At 67.8% G+C, this 20,256-nt stretch carries 20 protein-coding genes; 5 read left to right on the forward strand and 15 right to left on the reverse strand.

What is annotated here, in order from left to right; translation table 11 throughout:
• The 5 genes from ABY44_RS32340 to ABY44_RS32360 all read right to left on the reverse strand — a co-directional run bounded on the left by ABY44_RS32340 (nt 1) and on the right by ABY44_RS32360 (nt 6,303).
• Nucleotides 1-846: an alpha/beta fold hydrolase gene (locus ABY44_RS32340; RefSeq protein WP_031399457.1), complete on the reverse strand. Its 846-nt coding sequence runs from the start codon at nt 844-846 to the stop codon at nt 1-3.
• Between the two features lie 49 nt (nt 847-895).
• A complete protein-coding gene (locus tag ABY44_RS32345; protein ID WP_060169966.1) occupies nt 896-3,388 on the reverse strand; it encodes a DNA internalization-related competence protein ComEC/Rec2 in 2,493 nt (830 codons plus the stop codon).
• Between the two features lie 57 nt (nt 3,389-3,445).
• On the reverse strand, nt 3,446-4,234 hold the full coding sequence (locus tag ABY44_RS32350; protein WP_060169968.1) for a TatD family hydrolase: 789 nt from the start codon (nt 4,232-4,234) through the stop codon (nt 3,446-3,448).
• A 64-nt stretch (nt 4,235-4,298) separates the two neighbouring features.
• Nucleotides 4,299-5,057, reverse strand: coding sequence for a lipoprotein-releasing ABC transporter ATP-binding protein LolD (gene lolD, locus ABY44_RS32355; RefSeq protein ID WP_027786974.1), 759 nt, complete (start codon nt 5,055-5,057; stop codon nt 4,299-4,301).
• Nucleotides 5,050-6,303 carry a lipoprotein-releasing ABC transporter permease subunit gene (locus tag ABY44_RS32360; RefSeq protein WP_021157682.1) on the reverse strand — a complete coding sequence of 418 codons (1,254 nt, stop codon included), beginning with the start codon at nt 6,301-6,303 and terminating at the stop codon, nt 5,050-5,052. The genes lolD and ABY44_RS32360 overlap by 8 nt, the downstream gene beginning before the upstream one ends.
• A gap of 162 nt (nt 6,304-6,465) precedes the next feature.
• Between ABY44_RS32360 and ABY44_RS32365 the strand changes: the two genes are divergently transcribed.
• From ABY44_RS32365 to ABY44_RS32385, 5 genes are all read left to right on the forward strand, one after another.
• A complete protein-coding gene (locus tag ABY44_RS32365) occupies nt 6,466-7,530 on the forward strand; it encodes a regulator (RefSeq protein WP_091921069.1) in 1,065 nt (354 codons plus the stop codon).
• A gap of 14 nt (nt 7,531-7,544) precedes the next feature.
• The gene (gene recJ, locus ABY44_RS32370; protein WP_021157680.1) at nt 7,545-9,242 is read left to right on the forward strand and encodes a single-stranded-DNA-specific exonuclease RecJ; all 1,698 of its coding nucleotides are present in this window, start codon (nt 7,545-7,547) and stop codon (nt 9,240-9,242) included.
• A gap of 131 nt (nt 9,243-9,373) precedes the next feature.
• A protein-coding gene (gene prfB / locus ABY44_RS32375) for a peptide chain release factor 2 (RefSeq protein ID WP_099318679.1) occupies nt 9,374-10,478 on the forward strand; the annotation gives its coding sequence in 2 pieces (ribosomal slippage) (nt 9,374-9,454 and nt 9,456-10,478; 1,104 coding nt in all).
• Between the two features lie 82 nt (nt 10,479-10,560).
• Nucleotides 10,561-12,087 carry a lysine--tRNA ligase gene (gene lysS, locus ABY44_RS32380; RefSeq protein ID WP_059699113.1) on the forward strand — a complete coding sequence of 509 codons (1,527 nt, stop codon included), beginning with the start codon at nt 10,561-10,563 and terminating at the stop codon, nt 12,085-12,087.
• 347 nt (nt 12,088-12,434) lie between these two features.
• The gene (locus ABY44_RS32385) at nt 12,435-13,178 is read left to right on the forward strand and encodes a glycine zipper 2TM domain-containing protein (RefSeq protein WP_021157677.1); all 744 of its coding nucleotides are present in this window, start codon (nt 12,435-12,437) and stop codon (nt 13,176-13,178) included.
• A gap of 139 nt (nt 13,179-13,317) precedes the next feature.
• Here the strand turns inward: ABY44_RS32385 and iscX are convergent, their stop codons facing one another.
• The 10 genes from iscX to ABY44_RS32435 all read right to left on the reverse strand — a co-directional run bounded on the left by iscX (nt 13,318) and on the right by ABY44_RS32435 (nt 20,141).
• Nucleotides 13,318-13,527, reverse strand: coding sequence for a Fe-S cluster assembly protein IscX (iscX, locus tag ABY44_RS32390; RefSeq protein WP_021157676.1), 210 nt, complete (start codon nt 13,525-13,527; stop codon nt 13,318-13,320).
• Nucleotides 13,528-13,546: 19 nt separating this feature from the next.
• Nucleotides 13,547-13,888 carry an ISC system 2Fe-2S type ferredoxin gene (gene fdx, locus ABY44_RS32395; protein WP_011352558.1) on the reverse strand — a complete coding sequence of 114 codons (342 nt, stop codon included), beginning with the start codon at nt 13,886-13,888 and terminating at the stop codon, nt 13,547-13,549.
• 88 nt (nt 13,889-13,976) lie between these two features.
• A complete protein-coding gene (gene hscA, locus ABY44_RS32400; RefSeq protein WP_060169971.1) occupies nt 13,977-15,845 on the reverse strand; it encodes a Fe-S protein assembly chaperone HscA in 1,869 nt (622 codons plus the stop codon).
• Between the two features lie 54 nt (nt 15,846-15,899).
• Nucleotides 15,900-16,427 (reverse strand): Fe-S protein assembly co-chaperone HscB, encoded by a 528-nt coding sequence (hscB, locus tag ABY44_RS32405; protein WP_060170018.1) that lies wholly within the window; start codon nt 16,425-16,427, stop codon nt 15,900-15,902.
• 94 nt (nt 16,428-16,521) lie between these two features.
• Nucleotides 16,522-16,845, reverse strand: a complete 324-nt coding sequence (gene iscA / locus ABY44_RS32410; protein WP_012492710.1) for an iron-sulfur cluster assembly protein IscA — start codon at nt 16,843-16,845, stop codon at nt 16,522-16,524.
• A gap of 65 nt (nt 16,846-16,910) precedes the next feature.
• On the reverse strand, nt 16,911-17,318 hold the full coding sequence (gene iscU, locus ABY44_RS32415) for a Fe-S cluster assembly scaffold IscU (protein WP_006481982.1): 408 nt from the start codon (nt 17,316-17,318) through the stop codon (nt 16,911-16,913).
• A 68-nt stretch (nt 17,319-17,386) separates the two neighbouring features.
• The gene (locus tag ABY44_RS32420) at nt 17,387-18,610 is read right to left on the reverse strand and encodes an IscS subfamily cysteine desulfurase (RefSeq protein ID WP_060169973.1); all 1,224 of its coding nucleotides are present in this window, start codon (nt 18,608-18,610) and stop codon (nt 17,387-17,389) included.
• Between the two features lie 65 nt (nt 18,611-18,675).
• Nucleotides 18,676-19,215, reverse strand: a complete 540-nt coding sequence (gene iscR / locus ABY44_RS32425; RefSeq protein WP_009691731.1) for a Fe-S cluster assembly transcriptional regulator IscR — start codon at nt 19,213-19,215, stop codon at nt 18,676-18,678.
• A 114-nt stretch (nt 19,216-19,329) separates the two neighbouring features.
• Nucleotides 19,330-19,812: a low molecular weight protein-tyrosine-phosphatase gene (locus tag ABY44_RS32430; RefSeq protein WP_059688892.1), complete on the reverse strand. Its 483-nt coding sequence runs from the start codon at nt 19,810-19,812 to the stop codon at nt 19,330-19,332.
• Nucleotides 19,813-19,913: 101 nt separating this feature from the next.
• Nucleotides 19,914-20,141, reverse strand: coding sequence for a hypothetical protein (locus ABY44_RS32435; protein WP_060169975.1), 228 nt, complete (start codon nt 20,139-20,141; stop codon nt 19,914-19,916).
• Between the last annotated feature and the right edge of the window lie 115 nt (nt 20,142-20,256).

Raw genomic sequence — 20,256 nt, forward strand, 5'->3', positions numbered from 1 at the left:
TCAGGCGCGCTTCGCGAGCGGGGCGCCGCCCTGCGACACGTCGCCCTCGGCCGCCTTCAGCGAATTCAGCATCCGCTGCAATGCGCGGGCGGTCTCGAGCGGCCGCTCCATCGGGAACAGGTGGCTGCCTTCCAGCCATTCGACGCGGCCGCGCGCCGCGCGGCGCGTCGCATCGAGCCCGACCTGGCGCACCTCGCGCGAACGCGTGCCGGCGAGAAAACCGAGCGGCACCGGCGCGCCGTGCGCGAGCCTCGGGCCGAGCGTGTGCGGCAGCGTCCGGTAGATCAGGTATTCGACCTGCCGGTCGAACGCGAGCGCCCGCTCGCCGTCGGCCCCGGCCTGCGGAATCCCGTAGTCGATGTAGTCGGCCAGCATCCGTTCGTCCCAGCGGGCGAACGCCGGTTTCTCACGAAAGTGCCGCCAGACTTCGTCACGGCTCACCCAGCGCGTGCGCCGGTTGCGCGTCGCGGCCGCCGGCGACAGCCGCTCGTCGAGCCCCGCCCACTGGCTCGCACGCAGTGCACCGGCGCGCCAGCCCGCGATGATCGGCGAATCGATCATCACGACGCCGCGCACCCATTGAGGCTTCTTCAGCGCAGCCATCAGCGACAGGTAGCCGCCGAGCGAATGGCCGACGAGCCAGACGGGACGCTCGTAGCGGCTGCCGATGTCGTCGAGCAGTTGCTCGACGAGATGCGGCCAGTCGCGCGTCACCGGGTAGCGGCGGTCGTGGCCGATCCGTTCGATGTAGCGCAGCTCGTAGTCGTCGGCCAGTTCGGCGAAGATCGTGCGGTACGTCGACGCCGGAAAGCCGTTCGCATGCGAGAAATGGAGGATGTCCTTCAAACGCCGATGTCTCCCTTGTCGACCGGAATTGACGCGGCCCTTGCCGCGCTCACCGATCCATCCAGTATCGCCGCCGAACGTCGCGATGAAGCTCGAAGGCAAACCCGCCGTCGGCCGGCGCGACGTCGAACCGCACGGCGCCGTCGCGATCGGTGCGCGGCAGCGGAATCCCGCGCCCCTCGTAACGTGCGAGAACCGCCCGGTGCGGATGTCCGAAACGATTGCGATAGCCTACAGGAAATACCGCGACGCGCGGCCCGACCGAATCGAGGAAAGGCTCGACCGACGACGTGCGGCTGCCGTGGTGCGGAACGACCAGGATCTGCGCGGCCAGCGTGTCGCGCGCCGTGCCCACGAGCTGGCGTTCGACGGGCGCTTCGATGTCGCCCGTCAGCAGCGCGGACGTCCCGCCCGCATCGATGCGCAGCACGCACGACTGCCCGTTCGACGAACCCGCGCCCGGACCGCCCGACGGCCAGAGCATCGTGAACACCACGCCGTCCCAGGTCCAGCGCTGCCCGGCCGCGCACGGCAGCCGGTCGGCAACGCCGGCGGCCATCGCATCGCGCCACAGCCCGCTCGTCGGCGGAATGCCCGCCAGCAGCTGGCGCACGTCGGCAGCCGCATAGACGGCCGGTGCGCCGCCCGCGTGATCGGCGTGCGCGTGACTGAGCACGAGCGAATCGACCACCGCGATGCCTCGCGAGCGCAATGCCGGCGCGACGATCCGCGCACCGGCATGCGTCGACTCCGCGCCCGGTCCCGCGTCGAACAGCAAGGTCCGTCGGGCGGTCTCCACCAGCACCGACGCACCCTGCCCGACGTCGAGCACGGTCAGCCGGAAACCGCCCGGCGGCGGCGCATCGGCTGCCGGCGCGACGAGCGGCAGCCACGTGAGCGGCGCAGCCCAGCGCAGCGGCCAGCCGCGCGGCATCAACGTCCATGCGACGCCCACGCAGGCCAGCGCCAGCACCGGCCAGTCGGGCATGCGCAACCAGAACACGCCGGCCGGCCAGTCGGCGAGGTATCCCAGCAACGTCATCATCGGTTCGAGCGCCGCGTGCGCAAGCCGGAACGCATAGGCGTCGAACGGCGCCGGCAGCGCGATGCCGGCCAGCACGACCGGCGTCACGACCGAGCTGACCCAGGGAATCGCGAACGCGTTGCCGAACGGGCCCGACAGCGATATCTGCGCAAACCAGGCGGCCGTCAGCGGCGCGAGGCCGATCGTCACCGCGTACTGCACGCGCGTGGCCTCGGCGATGCGGCGCCCGGCGCGTGCACCCCACGCGCGCGCCCGGTTCGACAAGCCAGCGGCGCCGCCGCCCTCCTCACCCCCATCGCCTTGCGCATCGGCCTCGCGCACGGCGCGCCAGCCGGAAACCGCCAGCAGGATCACGGCGACCGCCCCGAACGACAGCCAGAACCCGGCCGACAGCACGGCCCACGGATCGGCAAGCAGTACGCCGCCGAGCGACGCGCACAGCACCGCGGAAGCCGGCACGCTGCGCCCGGCCAGATACGCAATGCCGCCGGCCGCGATCATCCACCATGCGCGCTGCGCCGGCACGTTGAAGCCGGCGAGCGCCGCATAACCGGCCGCGGCCGTCAGCGCGGCGAGCGCGGCCGCGTACGGCGCCGGCAATACGAGCGTCGCGGCCCGAGCGCGCCAGCGCAGGCGACGCCAGACCATCGACACCAGCCCGCCCGCAATCGCGCCGACGAGCCCGACATGCAGGCCGGAGATCGCGACGAGGTGGCTCGTGCCCGTGTTGCGCAGCACGCGCCAGTCGTCGTCGCCGATGCCCGACTGGTCGCCGATCGCGAGCGCGGCGACGATACCGCGATGGCCTGCGTCGCCGCCAAGCGTCTCGCCGATACGCAAGCGCAGCACGTCGCGCAGCCGATCGATCGATGCACGCCATCCCGACGCGCGCGCATCGAGCAATACCGCCCGCCGGGGCGCGCTGACATAACCGACGGCGCGAATGCCCGCGGCAAGCCAGGCCGCCTCGCTGTCGCGCACGCCGGGATTAGCCTCCGCATGCGGGCGCTTCAGGCGCACGACGAAACGCCAGCGCTGCGCGGCGCGCAGATCGGGCCGCGCGTCGCGCGTCGCGGCCGCGTCATACGCGCGCCACGACAGACGGATCAACGGCGGGAAACGGGCCAGCCGCGCATCGTTCGACTCGACCGCGAACAGCAGCCGCGCACCTGTGTCGTCGACCACGGGCAGCCCCCGGATCACCCCGGTGACGACGATGTCGCGCCCTTCCCACTCGACGGGCAGGCTGTCGTCCAGCCGCCATTCGGCCCGCGCGGCCGCGTAGCCGAATCCGGCGACGCCGGCCGCGAGCGCGCAAAGCATCCATCCGAACGCGACGGTCATGCGCATACGCCGGCGGCGCATGCACCACGCGCCCAGGACCACGCAGCCCGCGAGCACGGTCGCACCGATCGTCCATGCGAACGCACCCGGCAGCGTCGCCTGCCGCTGCAGTACGACCACGCCGAGCGCGAACGCGATCCACCACACGCGCATCGTCCCTCCTCGTCGATCCGGCGCCGCCATTGCGAATACGGCGCCTTCCGGCAACGATTATGCGGACGAAAGAGCGAGTCGCGGCAGCGCGGCGAGCGCGTTAGCCGAAGTGCATAGGGAGAGCGCGCCGGTGTCGATCCCGCGCAGTTCGGCGAGCACGTCGCCGATGCGCGGCACCTGGTCGGGCGTGTTGCGGGATTTGTATGCCCATTCGGGCGCGATGTCGGGCGCATCCGTCTCGACGACGATCGCCTCGAGCGGCAACTGCGTCGCGAGCCGGCGGATCTGCAGCGCCCGCGTGAACGTCACGTTGCCGCCGAAGCCGAGATGCAGCCCGTGCGCGAGATACGCTTCGGCCTGCTGAAAACTGCCGTTGAACGCATGCGCGATGCCGCGCCGCACGCCGAAGCGGCGCAGCCCGGCCAGTACGCGGTCCTGCGACTTGCGCACGTGACACAGCACGGGCAGGTCGAATTCGTGCGCAAGCTTCAGCTGCCCCTGGTAGAAGAACTGCTGCCGCGCGTCGTCGAGCCCCTGCACGAAATAGTCGAGTCCGATCTCGCCGATCGCGACGAAGCGCGGATCGTCGAGGCTCGCCTCGATTTCCATGCGCAACAGGTCGAGATCCTCGTCGCGTGCGCGCGGCGTATACATCGGATGGATGCCGAGCGCATAGACCGCGCCCGGCGTGCGGTGCGCAAGCTCGCGCACCGTCGTGAAGTTGTCGCGCCCGACGCTCGGGATCACGATGCGCGACACGCCGGCCGCGTGCGCCGCCTGTACGACCGCGTCGCGGTCGGCGTCGAACTCGGCGGCATCGAGATGGCAGTGCGTATCGATCCACATGGCGATGTTCCAGCACGCTGGCGCCGCGCCGGGACGAACCCGGCAGCCGGCCAGCGGCGTTCACTTACACCGGCAACGCCGGCTCCTCGTGCAGCACGCCGTCGCGCAGCCGCATGATGCGGTCGCAGCGCGCGGCGAGATCGGGATCGTGCGTGACGATCACGAAGCTCGTTTCGAGCGTTTCCGACAATTCGAGCATCAGGTTGAACACCGTATCTGCCGTCGTGCCGTCGAGGTTGCCGGTCGGCTCGTCGGCAAGCACGCACGCGGGCTTCGTGACCAGCGCGCGCGCGATCGCGACGCGCTGCCGCTCGCCACCCGACAGCTCGCCCGGCCGATGCTTCGCCCGCGGCCCGAGACCGACGCGTTCGAGCATCGCCTGGGCCTCGGCACGCGCGGCCTCGGTCGTCATCCGGCGGATGCGCAGCGGCATCGCGACGTTGTCGAGCGCCGTGAACTCGGGCAGCAGGTGATGGAACTGGTAGACGAAACCGAGCGCACGGTTGCGCAATTCGTTGCGCTCGCGTTCGGCGAGTTGCGTGAACGGCTTGCCGAGCAGCGACACCTCGCCCGCGCTCGGCTCGTCGAGCCCGCCCAGTACGTGCAGCAGCGTGCTCTTGCCGGAGCCCGACGCGCCGACGACCGCAAGCTTCTCGCCGCGCCGCACCGTCAGCTCGGTATTGTCGAGCACCTGCACGTTGAAGCCGCCCTGTACGAACGCCTTCGTGATCCCGCGCGCCTGAAGCACGTATTCCTGCATACCTGCCGAATCCTGTGTGTTGTGTTGTCGTGAATCCGCGAATGCGGTCGCGCGATCATTCATAGCGAAGGGCCTCCGCCGGCTTCACCTTCGCCCCGCGCCAGCTCGGATAGAGCGTCGCGACAGCCGACAGCGCGAACGCGATCAGCCCGATCCGGATCACGTCGCTCGCGACGAGTTCCGAAGGCAGCTCGCTGATGAAGTACACCGACGGCGGCAGGAACTGCACACCGAACAGGTGCTCGATCATCGGAATCAGCCACGGGATGCTCCATGCGATCAGGCAGCCGAGCGCGACGCCCGACGCCGTGCCGACGAAGCCGATCGTCACGCCCTGCACGACGAAGATCTTCATGATCGACCCCGGCTGCGCGCCGAGCGTGCGCAGGATCGCGATGTCTGCCTGCTTGTTGGTCACCGTCATCACGAGCGACGACACGAGGTTGAACGCGGCCACCGCGATGATCAGCGTGAGGATGATGAACATCATCCGCTTCTCGATCTGCACGGCCGAGAACCACGTCTTGTTCTGCTGGGTCCAGTCGCGGATGTACAGGCTGCCCGACAGCGTATGCGACAGCTCGACCGCCACGTCCGGCGCTTTCTGCATGTCCTTCAGCCGCAGCCGCACACCGGTCGGCGCGGCCATCCGGAACAGCGCCTCGGCATCGCGGATGTTGATCATCGCGAGCGTGCTGTCGTATTCGTAGTGCCCGGACTCGAACACGCCGACGACCGTGAACTGCTTCAGCCGCGGCATCATGCCGGCCGGCGTGATCGAACCCTCCGGCGCGACGAGCGTCACCTTGTCGCCGACCGTCACGCCGAGGTTGCCGGCAAGCGCATCGCCGAGCACGATGCCGAACTGGCCCGGCACGAGCGCGGCGAGCTGGCCGGCCTTCATGTCCTTGCCGATGTCCGACACCTGCGGCTCGAGCGTCGGCTCGACACCGCGCAGCATCACGCCGCTCACCGCGTCCTGGCGAGTGAGCAGCGCCTGCGCGTCGACATATGGCGCCGCGCCGATCACCGACGGATTGCGGCGCGCTTCCTGCGCGGTCAGCTGCCAGTCGGGCATCGAGCCCGTCGGCGAGAACACCTCGACGTGCGCGAGCACCGACAGCATGCGGTCACGCACTTCCTTCTGGAAGCCGTTCATCACCGACAGCACGACGATCAGTGCCGCGACACCGAGCGCGATCCCGAGCATCGACACGAGCGCGATGAAGGAAATGAAGCCGTTACCGGTCGTGCGTTTGCCGGCGCGCGTGTAGCGCCAGCCGATCTGCCATTCGTACGGAAGTTTCAAGCGAATCCTTTCTGCTGGTTACGGCGGGGAGGCGCCCCGCGGCCGGACCGCCGCCCGGTGGCGGCCACCGACCCGGGCACGGTCGAAAAACGGCCGCCGGACGCGAACGGGCCGTCAGCCGGCCCGATCACGCGCGCAGTTTGCCATACAATGCGCACCATCATGCACGACCGACGCCTCCATTTTCTCGTTCCGTTCGCGCTGCCGTCGGCGGCCGATGCGGCCTCGTCCCTGCACACGCTGGACAGCCCCGCGCTCGAAAAGTTGCTCGCCCGCGCGAGCCTCGTCGAGCGCGTGGCCGGCGAGGACTTCCAGCGCACGCTGCCGCACGAGCGCTGGCTGGCCCGCCAGTTCGGCGCGACCCAGGGCAACGCCGCCGACGAGGCGCCGCTCGCGCCCTACATGCTGCTGGCGGACGGCGGCGATCCGGGCGCCCGGGCCTGGGCCTGCGTCGAGCCCGTCCACGTCGAAATCGCGCACGATCACCTGGTGCTCGTCGATCCGGCGGCCCTTGCGCTCGACGACGGCGACGCGGCCGCGCTGCTCGCGGTCGCCCGGCCGCTGATCGAGGAACTCGGCGTACGGCTCGAAGCGCCGAACCCGTCACGCTGGTACCTGTCGAGCGAGCAGCTCGCCCGGCTCGCCGGCGCCGCGCCGCTGCGCGCGAGCGGCCGCAACATCGAAATCTGGCTGCCGCACGAGGCGCATACGGGCGAACGCTCGCGGATGTGGATGAAGCTGCAGAACGAAGTGCAGATGGCCTGGTTCCAGCACCCGGTCAACGAAGCGCGCGAAGCGCGCGGGCTGCCGGCCGTGAACTCGATCTGGTTCCATGCGCAGGGCACGCTGAAACCGGTCGGCCAGCCGTTCGCGCGCGTGCTGTCCGCATCGCCCGCGGCGCTCGGCCTTGCGCGCGCCGCGCGGATCGACGCCTCGGGCGTGCCCGCCGCATTCGGCGCACTGCCCGCTGCCGACGGCGCAACGCTCGTCGACCTGCCGGCGCTGACCACCCCGTTCATCGAGCAGGACTGGGCGCGCTGGCACGACGGACTCGCCGCGCTCGAGCGCGACTGGTTCGCGCCGGCCCTCGCCGCGCTGCGGAACGGCGAGCTGGCGGGCGTCGATTTCACGCTGTGCGGCGACACGAGTTCCGTGACGCTGCGTGCGACGCGCTCAGACCTGCGCAAGTTCTGGCGCCGCCGCGCGCTGGCCTCCCTGTTCGAATAACAAGCACACCCCGTATGACCCGGATCGTTACCCGCCCCGTCGCGCCCGCCGACGCCGAAGCGCTCGCGCGCCACGGCCTGCATCCCGTGCTCGCGCGCCTGTACGCGTCGCGCGGCGTGCAGTCCCCCGCCGACATCGAGACCGCGCTTGCGCGGCTCGTCCCGCCCACCGAGCTGAAAGGCTGCGCGGACGCGGCGTCGCTGCTCGCCGACGCGATCGCCGACAAGCGGCGCCTGCTCGTCGTCGCCGACTACGACTGCGACGGCGCGACCGCTTGCGCGGTCGCGGTGCGCGGCCTGCGGATGTTCGGCGCGCAGATCGACTACCTGGTGCCGAACCGCTTCGAATACGGCTACGGCCTCACGCCCGAGATCGTCGAACTCGCCGCCGCGCGCAAGCCCGACCTGCTGATCACCGTCGACAACGGGATCGCGAGCGTCGCGGGCGTCGAAGCCGCGAACGCGCGCGGCATCGACGTGCTCGTGACCGATCACCACCTGCCCGGCGACGCACTGCCCGCCGCACGCGCGATCGTCAACCCGAACCAGCCGGGCTGCGCGTTCCCGAGCAAGCACCTCGCCGGCGTCGGCGTGATGTTCTACGTGCTGCTCGCGCTGCGCGCCGAGCTGCGCCGCCGCGGCGCCTTTGCGAGCAAGGAAGCCGAGCCGCGCCTCGACGGCCTGCTCGACCTCGTCGCGCTCGGCACCGTCGCCGACGTCGTGCGGCTCGACGGCAACAACCGCGTGCTCGTCGCGCAGGGGCTGCAACGCATTCGCAACGGCCGCATGCAACCGGGCGTCGCCGCGCTGTTCCGCGCCGCCGCGCGCGAAGCGCGCACGGCATCGGGCTTCGACCTCGGTTTCGGCCTCGGCCCGCGCCTGAACGCCGCCGGGCGGCTTTCCGACATGTCGCTCGGCATCGAGTGCCTGATCACCGACGACATCGGCCGCGCGTGGGATCTGGCGCAGCAGCTCGACGTGATGAACCGCGAGCGCCGCGAGATCGAGGCCGGCATGCAGCAGCAGGCGCTCGCCGATCTCGCCGACGTCGACCCGGCCGACGCGTGCACGATCACCCTCTTCAACCCCGAGTGGCACCAGGGCGTGATCGGCATCGTCGCCGGCCGGCTCAAGGAAAAATTCCACCGCCCGTCGTTCACGTTTGCGCACGCGGACGACGAAGGCAAGCGGGTCAAGGGTTCGGGCCGGTCGATCCCGGGCTTCCACCTGCGCGACGCACTCGACCTCGTGTCGAAACGCGAACCGGACCTGATCGTCGCGTTCGGCGGCCACGCGATGGCGGCCGGCCTCACGCTCGACACCGAGAACGTGCCGCGCTTCGCCGCCGCGTTCGAGGCGGTCGCGCGCGAATGGCTGTCCGACGACGCGCTCGCCCGCGTGATCGAGACCGACGGCGAACTCGAGGACGCCTACTTCACGCCGCAGTTCGTCGGGCTGCTCGACGAGGCCGTCTGGGGGCAAGGTTTTCCGGCCCCGCTTTTCTCGGGCGAATTCGACGTCGTGTCCCAGTCGCTCGTGAAGGAAAAGCACCTGAAACTGCAGCTTGCACGCGGCCGCCAGCGCTTCAACGCGATCTGGTTCAACCACACGGAGCCCCTGCCGGAAAGCGCGCTGGTCGCGTACCGGCTCGTCGCCGACACGTGGAACGGCGTCACGCGCGTCCAGCTGATCGTCGAACACGCGGCCGGCTGAGCGCCCGCCGATGCATGCGCGCCGCGCCGGACGGGGCCGCGGTGCACGCGCGAGCACCGTTTGCGTCACCGGGCAACCCTGCCGATCGGCTATAATTCCGCTTTTTTACGAAGCAAGAATAGCGAGCGATCATGGAAGCGGAACGTCTCAACGCGATCGAAAGCTCCCTGCTCGACCTGCGCAATCGCGCGGGCGAGCTCCGGGGGTATCTTTGACTACGACGCAAAAGCTGCGCGTCTGACCGAAGTCAACAAGGAACTCGAAGACCCGAACGTCTGGAACGATTCGAAGAACGCCCAGGCGCTCGGTCGCGAGAAGAAGCTGCTCGAGGGCGTCGTCACGACGCTCACCGCGCTTGACGGCGACCTGCGCGACGCGCTCGACCTGTTCGAGCTGGCCCGCGAGGAAGGCGACGAAGACACCCTCATCGCGTCGGAAGAAGACGCCGCGAAACTCGAGGCGCGCGTCGGCGACATCGAGTTCCGCCGGATGTTCTCGAACCCGGCCGACCCGAACAACTGCTTCATCGACATCCAGGCCGGCGCCGGCGGCACCGAGGCGTGCGACTGGGCATCGATGCTGCTGCGCCAGTACCTGCGCTACTGCGAACGCAAGGGCTTCAAGGCCGAAGTGCTCGAAGAGTCCGACGGCGACGTCGCCGGCATCAAGAACGCGACGGTCAAGGTCTCGGGCGAATACGCATACGGCTTCCTGCGCACCGAAACGGGCATCCACCGCCTCGTGCGCAAGTCGCCGTTCGACTCGTCGGGCGGCCGCCACACGTCGTTCTCGTCGGTGTTCGTCTATCCGGAAATCGACGACTCGATCGAAGTCGAGATCAACCCGGCCGACCTGCGCATCGACACGTACCGCGCATCGGGCGCGGGCGGCCAGCACATCAACAAGACCGACTCCGCGGTGCGGATCACGCACATGCCGACCGGTATCGTCGTGCAATGCCAGAACGACCGCTCGCAGCACCGCAACCGCGCCGAAGCGATGGCAATGCTGAAGTCGCGCCTGTACGAAGTCGAGATGCGCAAGCGCCAGGCCGAACAGGACAAGCTCGAATCGAGCAAGACCGATGTGGGCTGGGGCCATCAGATACGCTCGTACGTGCTCGACCAGAGCCGCGTGAAGGACCTGCGCACGAACGTCGAAATGAGCAACACGAGAGCCGTCCTCGACGGCGACCTCGACGACTTCATCAGCGCGAGCCTCAAACAGGGCGTGTAAGCGCCGCGGCGCGGCCTGGCCAGGCCGCGCCCCCTTGCCCTTCCCGTTTGCGTTGCCGCACCCACTCCGAATTCCGACCATCATGACCGAACCGACCCAAACGCAGCCCGCCGTCACCGCGGACGAAAACCAGATCATCGCCGAGCGCCGCGAGAAGCTGCGCGCCCTGCGCGAGCAAGGCGTCGCCTACCCGAACGATTTCCGGCCCGAGCACCACGCTGCCGACCTGCAGGCGAAATTCGCCGACTCGGACAAGGCCGCGCTCGAAGCGAACCCGGTCGAGGTGTCGGTGGCCGGCCGCATGATGCTCAAGCGCGTGATGGGCAAGGCGAGCTTCGCGACGGTGCAGGATGGGTCGGGCCAGATCCAGTTCTTCGTGACGCCGAACGACGTCGGCACGGAGACCTACGACGCATTCAAGAAGTGGGACCTGGGCGACATCGTCGCCGCGCGTGGCGTGCTGTTCCGCACCAACAAGGGCGAACTGTCGGTCCAGTGCAAGGAACTGCGCCTGCTGTCGAAGGCACTGCGCCCGCTGCCGGACAAGTTCCACGGCCTGTCCGACCAGGAAATGCGCTACCGCCAGCGCTACGTCGACCTGATCGTCACGCCGGAAACGCGCGACACGTTCCGCGCCCGCACGAAGACGATCGCATCGATCCGCAAGTTCATGGACAACGCCGAGTTCATGGAAGTCGAAACGCCGATGCTGCACCCGATCCCGGGCGGCGCAGCGGCGAAGCCGTTCGTCACGCATCACAATGCGCTCGACATGCAGATGTTCCTGCGCATTGCGCCGGAGCTGTACCTGAAGCGCCTGATCGTCGGCGGCTTCGAGCGCGTGTTCGAGATCAACCGTAACTTCCGGAACGAAGGCGTGTCGCCGCGTCACAACCCGGAATTCACGATGATGGAGTTCTACGCCGCGTACACCGACTACCGCTGGCTGATGGACTTCACCGAGCAACTGATCCGCCAGGCGGCGATCGATGCGCTCGGCACCGCGACGATCCAGTACCAGGGCCGCGAACTCGACCTCGCGAAGCCGTTCCATCGCCTGACGATCACGCAGGCGATCCAGAAGTACGCACCGGACTACACCGACGGCCAGCTGTCGGACGACGCGTTCCTGCGCACCGAACTGAAGCGCTTCGGCGTCGACGTGTCGCAGCCGGCGTTCCTGAACGCGGGTACCGGCGCACTGCAGCTCGCACTGTTCGAGGAAACGGCCGAAGCACAGCTGTGGGAGCCGACCTTCATCATCGATTACCCGGTCGAAGTGTCGCCGCTCGCACGCGCATCGGATACGGTGCCGGGCATCACCGAGCGTTTCGAGCTGTTCATGACCGGCCGCGAAATCGCGAACGGCTTCTCGGAGCTGAACGATCCGGAAGACCAGGCCGCACGCTTCAAGAAGCAGGTCGAGCAGAAGGATGCGGGCGACGAGGAAGCGATGTTCTTCGACGCCGACTACATCCGTGCGCTCGAATACGGGATGCCTCCGACCGGCGGCTGCGGGATCGGCATCGACCGTCTCGTGATGCTGCTGACCGACAGCCCGACGATCCGCGACGTGCTGCTGTTCCCGCATCTGCGCCGCGAAGACTGATCGCCGCGCCCGCGTGTGCGCCGCGCCCCGCGGCGCGCACGCGTCAGCTTTGTAACGACGCGTAAATCCCTTCGGCCGGCGTCCGCCGGCTCTCGATCCTCCCCCGTTTTATTCCCCCGTCGCGACGGCCTTCTCCGGGTTTTCCCTGTCATAGTCGCCAGCGCCCCGCTGCAATTCGTTACACCTTGATACGGCGCGCCACTTGCCGGTGGACGACACTCCTTTTGCGTCACCACGCATGACACGGGACCAGAACGAGGCGCAGGAACGCCAAGTCTGCTCGAGCCCGAAGCGTGGGATCCGGCCCGACGCCGCAGTGCCGATCCGGATCGACATCGGAGAAAAAAATGGACAACCAGAATCAGACCACGCCGCAAAAGCAACGCCTCCACCCGCTTATCGCCACCGCCGCCGGCGCCGTCATCGTCGCCAGCCTCGCGGCGACGGCTGCGATCACGGGCATCTTCCCGAAGGCCAGCAGCAGCAACGCACAGAACGGCCAGACCCAGGCCGCGCTGATCGCGTCGCAGCCGGCCGTCGATACGGCCGCGGCGGCCAGCGCCGCGCTGGCCGCGCAAGCCCAGCAGCAGGCGGCCGAACAAGCCGCCGCGCAGCAGAAGGCGGCCGAACAGAAGGCTGCCATCGCGCAGGCCGAGCCGAAGCCCGCGCCGCGCCCGGCTGCACCGCACCGCCGCCATACGACGGCACCGCAGCCGCCGCAATACGCGCAGCAGCCGTCGGCGCCGGCCCAGACCTACTGCCAGAGCTGCGGCACGGTCGTCGCGATCACGCAGACGCGCACGCCGGGCCAGAGCTCGGGGATCGGCGCCGTGGGCGGCGCTGCAGCCGGCGGCCTGCTCGGCAACCAGTTCGGCCACGGTAACGGCCGCACCGCGATGACGATCATCGGCGCGCTGGGCGGCGGTCTCGCCGGCAACCAGGTTGAAAAGCAGGTGCGTGCGGAAACCGACTATCAGGTGCAAGTGCAGATGGAGAGCGGCGCGACGCGCACGTTCACTTACCACAACCCGCCGCCTTTCGGCCAGGGCCAGCGCGTGCGGATCGAGAACGGCACGCTGGTCGGCGCGTAATCGCCTGATCGCATCGGTGTCCCCTGCCCGCGTATCGTGCGCGGGCAAGCGGCCTGAAAACGAAAACGGCTCGTGAGCGATTGCTCACGAGCCGTTTTTTCATGACCGGCCGTCTGCGCCGTTACGGCGCACGCGGTGTTCAGTCTTCGTCGTCGAAGTCCGATTCGTCGATCCAGTGGGCCTGGATCGCTTCGAGGATCTTCTCGCCCGAGTGCTTGGGATCGTCGTCGAAACCGTCGAGTTCGAGCACCCACTGGCGCAGGTCGACGAAGTTGATCCGCTGCGGGTCGATGTCGGGGTGCTTGTCCGCCAGCGCAATGGCTATTTCACGCGAATCGGTCCATTTCATCGCCTGCCTCCGGTTCCTGTCAGTGATTTTCCTTCGCGTGGTTGATCGAGTACTTCGGAATCTCGACCACCAGGTCCGAATCTTCCTTCACGATCGCCTGGCACGACAGGCGCGACGTCGGCTCGAGGCCCCACGCCTTGTCCAGCAGATCGTCCTCGTCCTCCTCGGACGGTGTCAGATCGTTGAAGCCTTCGCGGATCACCACGTGGCACGTCGTGCACGCGCACGACTTCTCGCATGCATGCTCGATCTCGATCCCGTGTTCGAGCAGGTTGTCGCAGATACTCTTGCCGGGCGTCGCGTCGATCACCGCGCCGTCCGGGCACAGTTCGACGTGAGGCAGCACCACCAGTTGAGGCATGTCCGTTCCGTCAGTCAGGGTGCGGCGCCAGGCGCCGCACGGTTCAATATCGCGCGGGCCGTTACCGGCCGATGCGCAGTTCGTGAGTTCAGATCTCGTCGAGCCGGCGGCCCGACAACGCGCGCTTGATGCTCTTGTCCATCCGGCGCGCCGCGAATTCGTCGGTACCGTCGGCCAGCGCCTTGGTCGCGGTTTCGATCGCGTCCGTGTCGTCGCCCTGCGCGATCGTGCGCAGCGCCGCGGCCAACGCATCGACCTGTGTGCGCTCGTCCGTGTCGAGCAGTTCACCGTCGGCCGCCAGCGCGGCCTGCGTCGCCTCGAGCATCCGCTCGGCCTCGACCTGCGCTTCGCGCAGCGCGCGGGCGCGCATGTCGATTTCGGCAGTCTTGAAACTGTCCTCGAGCATCTTCGCGATGTCGTCGTCGGCAAGACCGTACGACGGCTTCACGACGACCGACGCCTCGACGCCCGAATGCTGCTCACGCGCGAACACCGACAGCAGCCCATCCGCATCGACCTGGTAGGTCACGCGAATGCGCGCCGCACCGGCCGTCATCGGCGGGATGCCGCGCAGCTCGAAGCGCGCGAGCGAGCGGCAGTCGGCGACGAGCTCACGCTCGCCCTGCACGACATGGATCGCCATCGCAGTCTGGCCGTCCTTGAAGGTCGTGAATTCCTGCGCGCGCGCGATCGGAATCGTCGAGTTGCGCGGGATGATCTTCTCGACGAGGCCGCCCATCGTCTCGACACCGAGCGACAGCGGAATCACGTCGAGCAGCAGCCAGTCGTCGCCGGTGCCGCGATTGCCTGCGAGCAGGTCGGCCTGGATCGCCGCGCCGAGCGCGACGACCTGATCCGGATCGAGGTTCACGAGCGGCGGCTGGCCGAAATACTTCGCGACCGCGTCGCGAATCACCGGCATGCGCGTCGCGCCGCCGACGAGCACGACACCCTTGATGTCGGCCGGCGTGACCTGCGCGTCGCGCAGCGCCTTGCGGGTCGGCGTGAGCGTACGCTGCACGAGCGGCTCGACGAGCGACGCGAACGTGTCGTGCGAGATCGTCTGCACGAGATCCGCACCGCCCGACAGCGTGACGTCGAGCGACGCCTGCGGCGCGGACGACAGCGCTTCCTTCAGCACGCGCACACGGTCGAGCAGCAGGCGCACGTCCTCGGGCGCAAGCGTCTTCGCATCGATGCCGGCCTGCGCGAGCACGTGACCGAACAGCGCATGGTCGAAATCGTCGCCGCCGAGCGCGGAATCGCCGCCCGCGGCCAGCACTTCGAACACGCCTTTCGTCAGCTTCAGGATCGACAGGTCGAACGTGCCGCCGCCGAGGTCGTACACCGCATAGAGGCCTTCGGCCCCGTTGTCGAGACCGTAGGCAATCGCCGCGGCGGTCGGTTCGTTCAGCAGGCGCAGCACGTTGAGGCCCGCGAGGCGCGCCGCGTCCTTGGTTGCCTGGCGTTGCGCTTCGTCGAAATACGCGGGCACCGTGATCACCGCGCCGACGAGGTCGTCGCCAAGCGAATCTTCCGCGCGATAGCGCAGCGTCGCGAGAATCTCGGCCGACACTTCGACCGGGCTCTTCACGCCGTCGACGGTGCGGATCTGCACCATGCCCGGCGCATCGACGAATTCGTACGGCGCGTTCGCCGCACCTTCGACCTCGGCCTTGCCGCGGCCCATGAAGCGCTTGACCGACACGATCGTGTTGCGCGGATCGGTCGCGGCCTGCTCTTTCGCCTCGTGGCCGATACGCCGGCCGCCCTTCTCGAGATAGCGGACCACCGACGGCAGCAGCACACGGCCCGCTTCGTCCGGCAGCACCTCCGGCACGCTGTTACGCACGGCCGCGACGAGCGAGTTCGTCGTGCCGAGATCGATCCCGACGGCGAGTCGCCGCTGATGCGGCGCCGGCGCCATGCCCGGTTCGGAAATTTGCAGTAAAGCCATCTTGGTTCGTTCGGGCGCTCGGCCCGTTTGCTGCGCGTGCCGCGAGGCACGCGGTTAAGTTTCGAGGCGCTCGATCTGCGCGCCCACTTCCGACGCGACCCGTTCGATGAACATCAGCTGGCGCACGGCCTCGGCGGCCGCCTGATCGGCGCCGCTGTCGAGCAGCGTGCCGAGACGCTCCACACGAATGCGCCGCTCTTCGCGCAACTCGGCGAGCAGCGCGTCGAGCGCGTCGACATTGCGGGCGGCCGCGGCATCCTCGATGCCCTCGCGCCACTCCATCTGCTGCATCAGGAACGCGGGCTCCATCGCGGTGTTGTTTTCCGCACCGATATCGACACCACGCAGGGACAGCAGATACGACGCGCGCTTCAGCGGATCGCGCAGCGTGCGGTACGCCTCGTTCGCACGGGTTGCCCATTGCATCGCGATGCGTTTCTGCGCATCGCCGGCCGCCGCGAAGCGGTCCGGATGCACCTGCGTCTGCACCGTCCGATAGGCGGCGTCGAGCGCCGCCTCATCGAGCGCGAATTGCGCCGGCAGGTGAAACAGGTCGAAGTGGCTGTCTTTCAGCGAAACCATCGTCGCGTTCAATTCCGGTTCGTCGCACGGCAAACGCCGCACATTAAAAAGGCGGCCCGTGCCGCCTCTTGCCCGCATCGCGCGGAGATCCGCGTCACACGCGGAACGATTCGCCGCAACCGCACTCGTCCTTCACGTTCGGGTTGTTGAACTTGAACCCTTCGTTCAGGCCTTCGCGGGCGAAGTCGAGCTCGGTGCCGTCGATGTACGCAAGACTCTTCGGATCGACGATCACCTTCACGCCATGGCTCTCGAACACCTGATCCTCGGGAGCCAGCTCGTCGACATACTCGAGCTTGTACGCGAGCCCCGAGCACCCGGTCGTGCGAACGCCAAGCCGCAGGCCCATACCCTTGCCGCGACGGACGAGGTATTTCTGGACGTGCTGTGCTGCTTTTTCGGTCAGTGTAATTGCCATGATGTCCTTGCCGCGGCACGCCACCGGGGCCTGCCGCGTTTCCTTCTCTAGCCGCTCGATGCCGCTCAGGCTGCTGCCTGATCGCCTTCCTTGGTGTCGTGGCGCTTCTTGTAGTCGGCCACGGCTGCCTTGATCGCGTCTTCCGCGAGGATCGAGCAGTGAATCTTCACCGGCGGCAGCGCGAGTTCTTCGGCGATCTGCGTATTCTTGATCGACAGTGCTTCGTCGAGCGTCTTGCCCTTCACCCACTCGGTGACGAGCGAGCTCGACGCGATCGCCGAACCGCAACCGTACGTCTTGAACTTCGCGTCTTCGATCACGCCGTCCGCGCCGACGCGGATCTGCAGCTTCATCACGTCGCCGCAGGCCGGCGCGCCGACCATGCCCGTGCCGACCGTGTCGTCGTCCTTCGCGAACGAACCGACGTTGCGCGGGTTTTCGTAGTGATCCAGAACCTTGTTGCTGTAAGACATGACTCAGACTCCTTGACTCGTTACGTCTGCGTGCGCGAATCCGCCCGCGGGTATGTTCAATCCGGCGCTCAGTGTGCGGCCCATTCGATCGTCGACAGATCGATGCCTTCCTGGTGCATTTCCCAGAGCGGCGACAGTTCGCGCAGCTTCGCGATCTTGCTGTTCAGCAGGTTGATCACGAAGTCGACTTCCTGCTCCGTCGTGAAGCGGCCGACCGTGAAGCGGATCGAGCTGTGCGCCAGCTCGTCGTTGCGGCCGAGCGCACGCAGCACGTACGACGGCTCCAGCGACGCCGACGTGCACGCGGAGCCCGACGACACCGCGACGTCCTTGATCGCCATGATCAGCGACTCGCCTTCGACGAAGTTGAAACTGATGTTGAGGTTGTGCGGGACACGGCGTTCCATGTCGCCGTTCACGTACGTTTCCTCGATCTGCGACAGGCCGCGCAGCAGCTTGTCCCGCAGCATGCGGACGCGCTCGCTTTCCGTCGCCATTTCTTCACGTGCGATGCGGAACGCTTCGCCCATGCCGACGATCTGGTGCGTCGGCAGCGTGCCCGAACGCATCCCGCGCTCGTGGCCGCCGCCGTGCATCTGCGCTTCGATGCGCACACGCGGCTTGCGGCGCACGTACAGCGCGCCGATGCCCTTCGGGCCGTACGTCTTGTGTGCCGAGAACGACATCAGGTCGACCTTCAGCTTCGCGAGATCGATCCCGACCTTGCCCGTCGACTGTGCGGCGTCGACGTGGAACACGATGCCCTTCTCGCGGCAGATTTCACCGATCGTCTCGATGTCCTGGATTACGCCGATCTCGTTGTTCACGTGCATCACCGACACGAGGATCGTGTCCGGACGCAGCGCGGCCTTGAACACGTCGAGGTCGATCAGGCCGTCATCCTTGACGTCGAGGTAGGTGACTTCGAAGCCGTCGCGCTCGAGCTCGCGGCACGTGTCGAGCACGGCCTTGTGCTCGGTCTTCACCGTGACGATGTGCTTGCCCTTGCCCTTGTAGAAGTTCGCGGCACCCTTGATCGCGAGGTTGTCCGACTCCGTCGCGCCGGACGTCCAGATGATCTCGCGCGGATCCGCGTTCACGAGCGCGGCCACCTGTTCGCGCGCTTCCTCGACCGCACGCTCGGCATCCCAGCCGTACGCGTGGCTGCGCGATGCCGGGTTGCCGAACTGCTCGCGCAGGTACGGCACCATCTTGTCGACCACACGCGGGTCGACCGGTGTCGTCGCGCTGTAATCCATGTAGATGGGCAGGTGGAGAGTCTCTTGGGTCATCTGTCGCTCCGGGAATTCTGTGCAGGGACTATGTGCGTTATGGGGTATGGCGGGCGCCTTCGCGCTCACGAACTCGCGATGTTGAACACCGAATTGGGACCGAGCGGCATCGTGCGCACCGGCTCGGCCGGTGCGGCGACGGGCTCCGGCGTGCGGCGATCGCGCAACACCGCAGGGGCGCCCTCGCGTGCGCGCTGCTGATCGACGAGATCCTGCAGCGACACGGAGTCGAGGTATTCGACCATCTTCTGGTTCAGCGTCGACCACAGCTCGTGCGTCATGCAATGGCCGTCGGGCTGCTTCGAGCCGTCGCACGTGCCTTTGCCGCCGCACTGCGTGGCGTCGAGCGGTTCATCGACCGCGATGATGATGTCGGCAACGGTGACGTCCTGCGCGCGACGCGCGAGGTTGTAGCCGCCGCCCGGGCCGCGCACGGATTCGACGATTTCATGCCTGCGCAGCTTCCCGAACAGCTGTTCGAGATACGAGAGCGAAATCCGCTGGCGCTGGCTGATGCCTGCAAGCGTCACCGGGCCCTGCTCCTGGCGCAGTGCCAAGTCAATCATCGCCGTGACGGCGAAACGGCCTTTGGTGGTGAGTCTCATGGTGTCTAGGGGACTGCAATCTTGACGATTTTGGTCAAGTATAAATATTTGACGTTTTTAGTCAAGTATCCATGTCTTTGAAAGGGTATTCGTAGACCGCTGAATACCGCGCGATCAGCGCTCCGTGCGGGCCCGGAGCGTCTCGAGCAGGCCCGCGCACGCGCGCTCGACCTGATCGAGCACCTGCTCGAAACCCTGCGCGCCGCCGAAATACGGATCGGCCACTTCGGTTTCAGTCGAATCCGGCGCGAATTCCATCAGCAGGCGCACCTTGTCGACATGCTGCGGCGGACAGCGGCGGCGCAGCTCCGCGAGATTCGCCTCGTCCATCGCGAGCAGCAGGTCGAAGCGCTCGAAATCCGCCGCGCTCACCTGTCGTGCGCGCAGCGCCGACAGGTCGTAGCCGCGGCCGCGAGCGGCCGCCTGCGCACGCGTATCGGGCGGCTCGCCGACATGCCAGTCGCCGGTGCCGGCCGAATCGATCGCGATCCGGTCCGCCAGCGCGGCCGCATCGACCTGGTGACGCATCACGCCTTCCGCGGTGGGCGAACGGCAGATGTTGCCGAGACAGACGAAACAGATCGAAACGCGGGTCATCGCACTATCGGAAAGCCGCGGCGAACCGCGCGGGAGAAGAACACGCCATTATACAAAGGCGACCGGAATCGCGCCGCCGGGCAAAGCGACGGCGCCGTGCATTACAGCGCCTTCGGCACGACGAGTGCGACGTCGCCGGATGCCGCCGGCAACGGCTTCGCCGCGTCGTCGACCAGCCCGAACGACACCGCACGCGCCAATTCAGCGGATGCCTGGTGAACTGCGAGCGGGCCACGCGACGGCGCATCGGCCATCGCATGCAGATAGGCAGCCGCGGCCAGCGGAACGACGATTGCCAGCGGCCAGTACATCGATATTGTCTTTTTCATGATGCGGACCTCCTTGACCTCGTACCCCGAAACCCACTTCCGGGGACTACAGACGAGATTCTATAGACCGCATCTATCGAGATAAATATCCAAATAGCGAACGCTCTGTTGTCGC

Source organism: Burkholderia sp. ZZQ-2, assembly GCF_050768715.1.
GTDB lineage: Bacteria > Pseudomonadota > Gammaproteobacteria > Burkholderiales > Burkholderiaceae > Burkholderia > Burkholderia cepacia.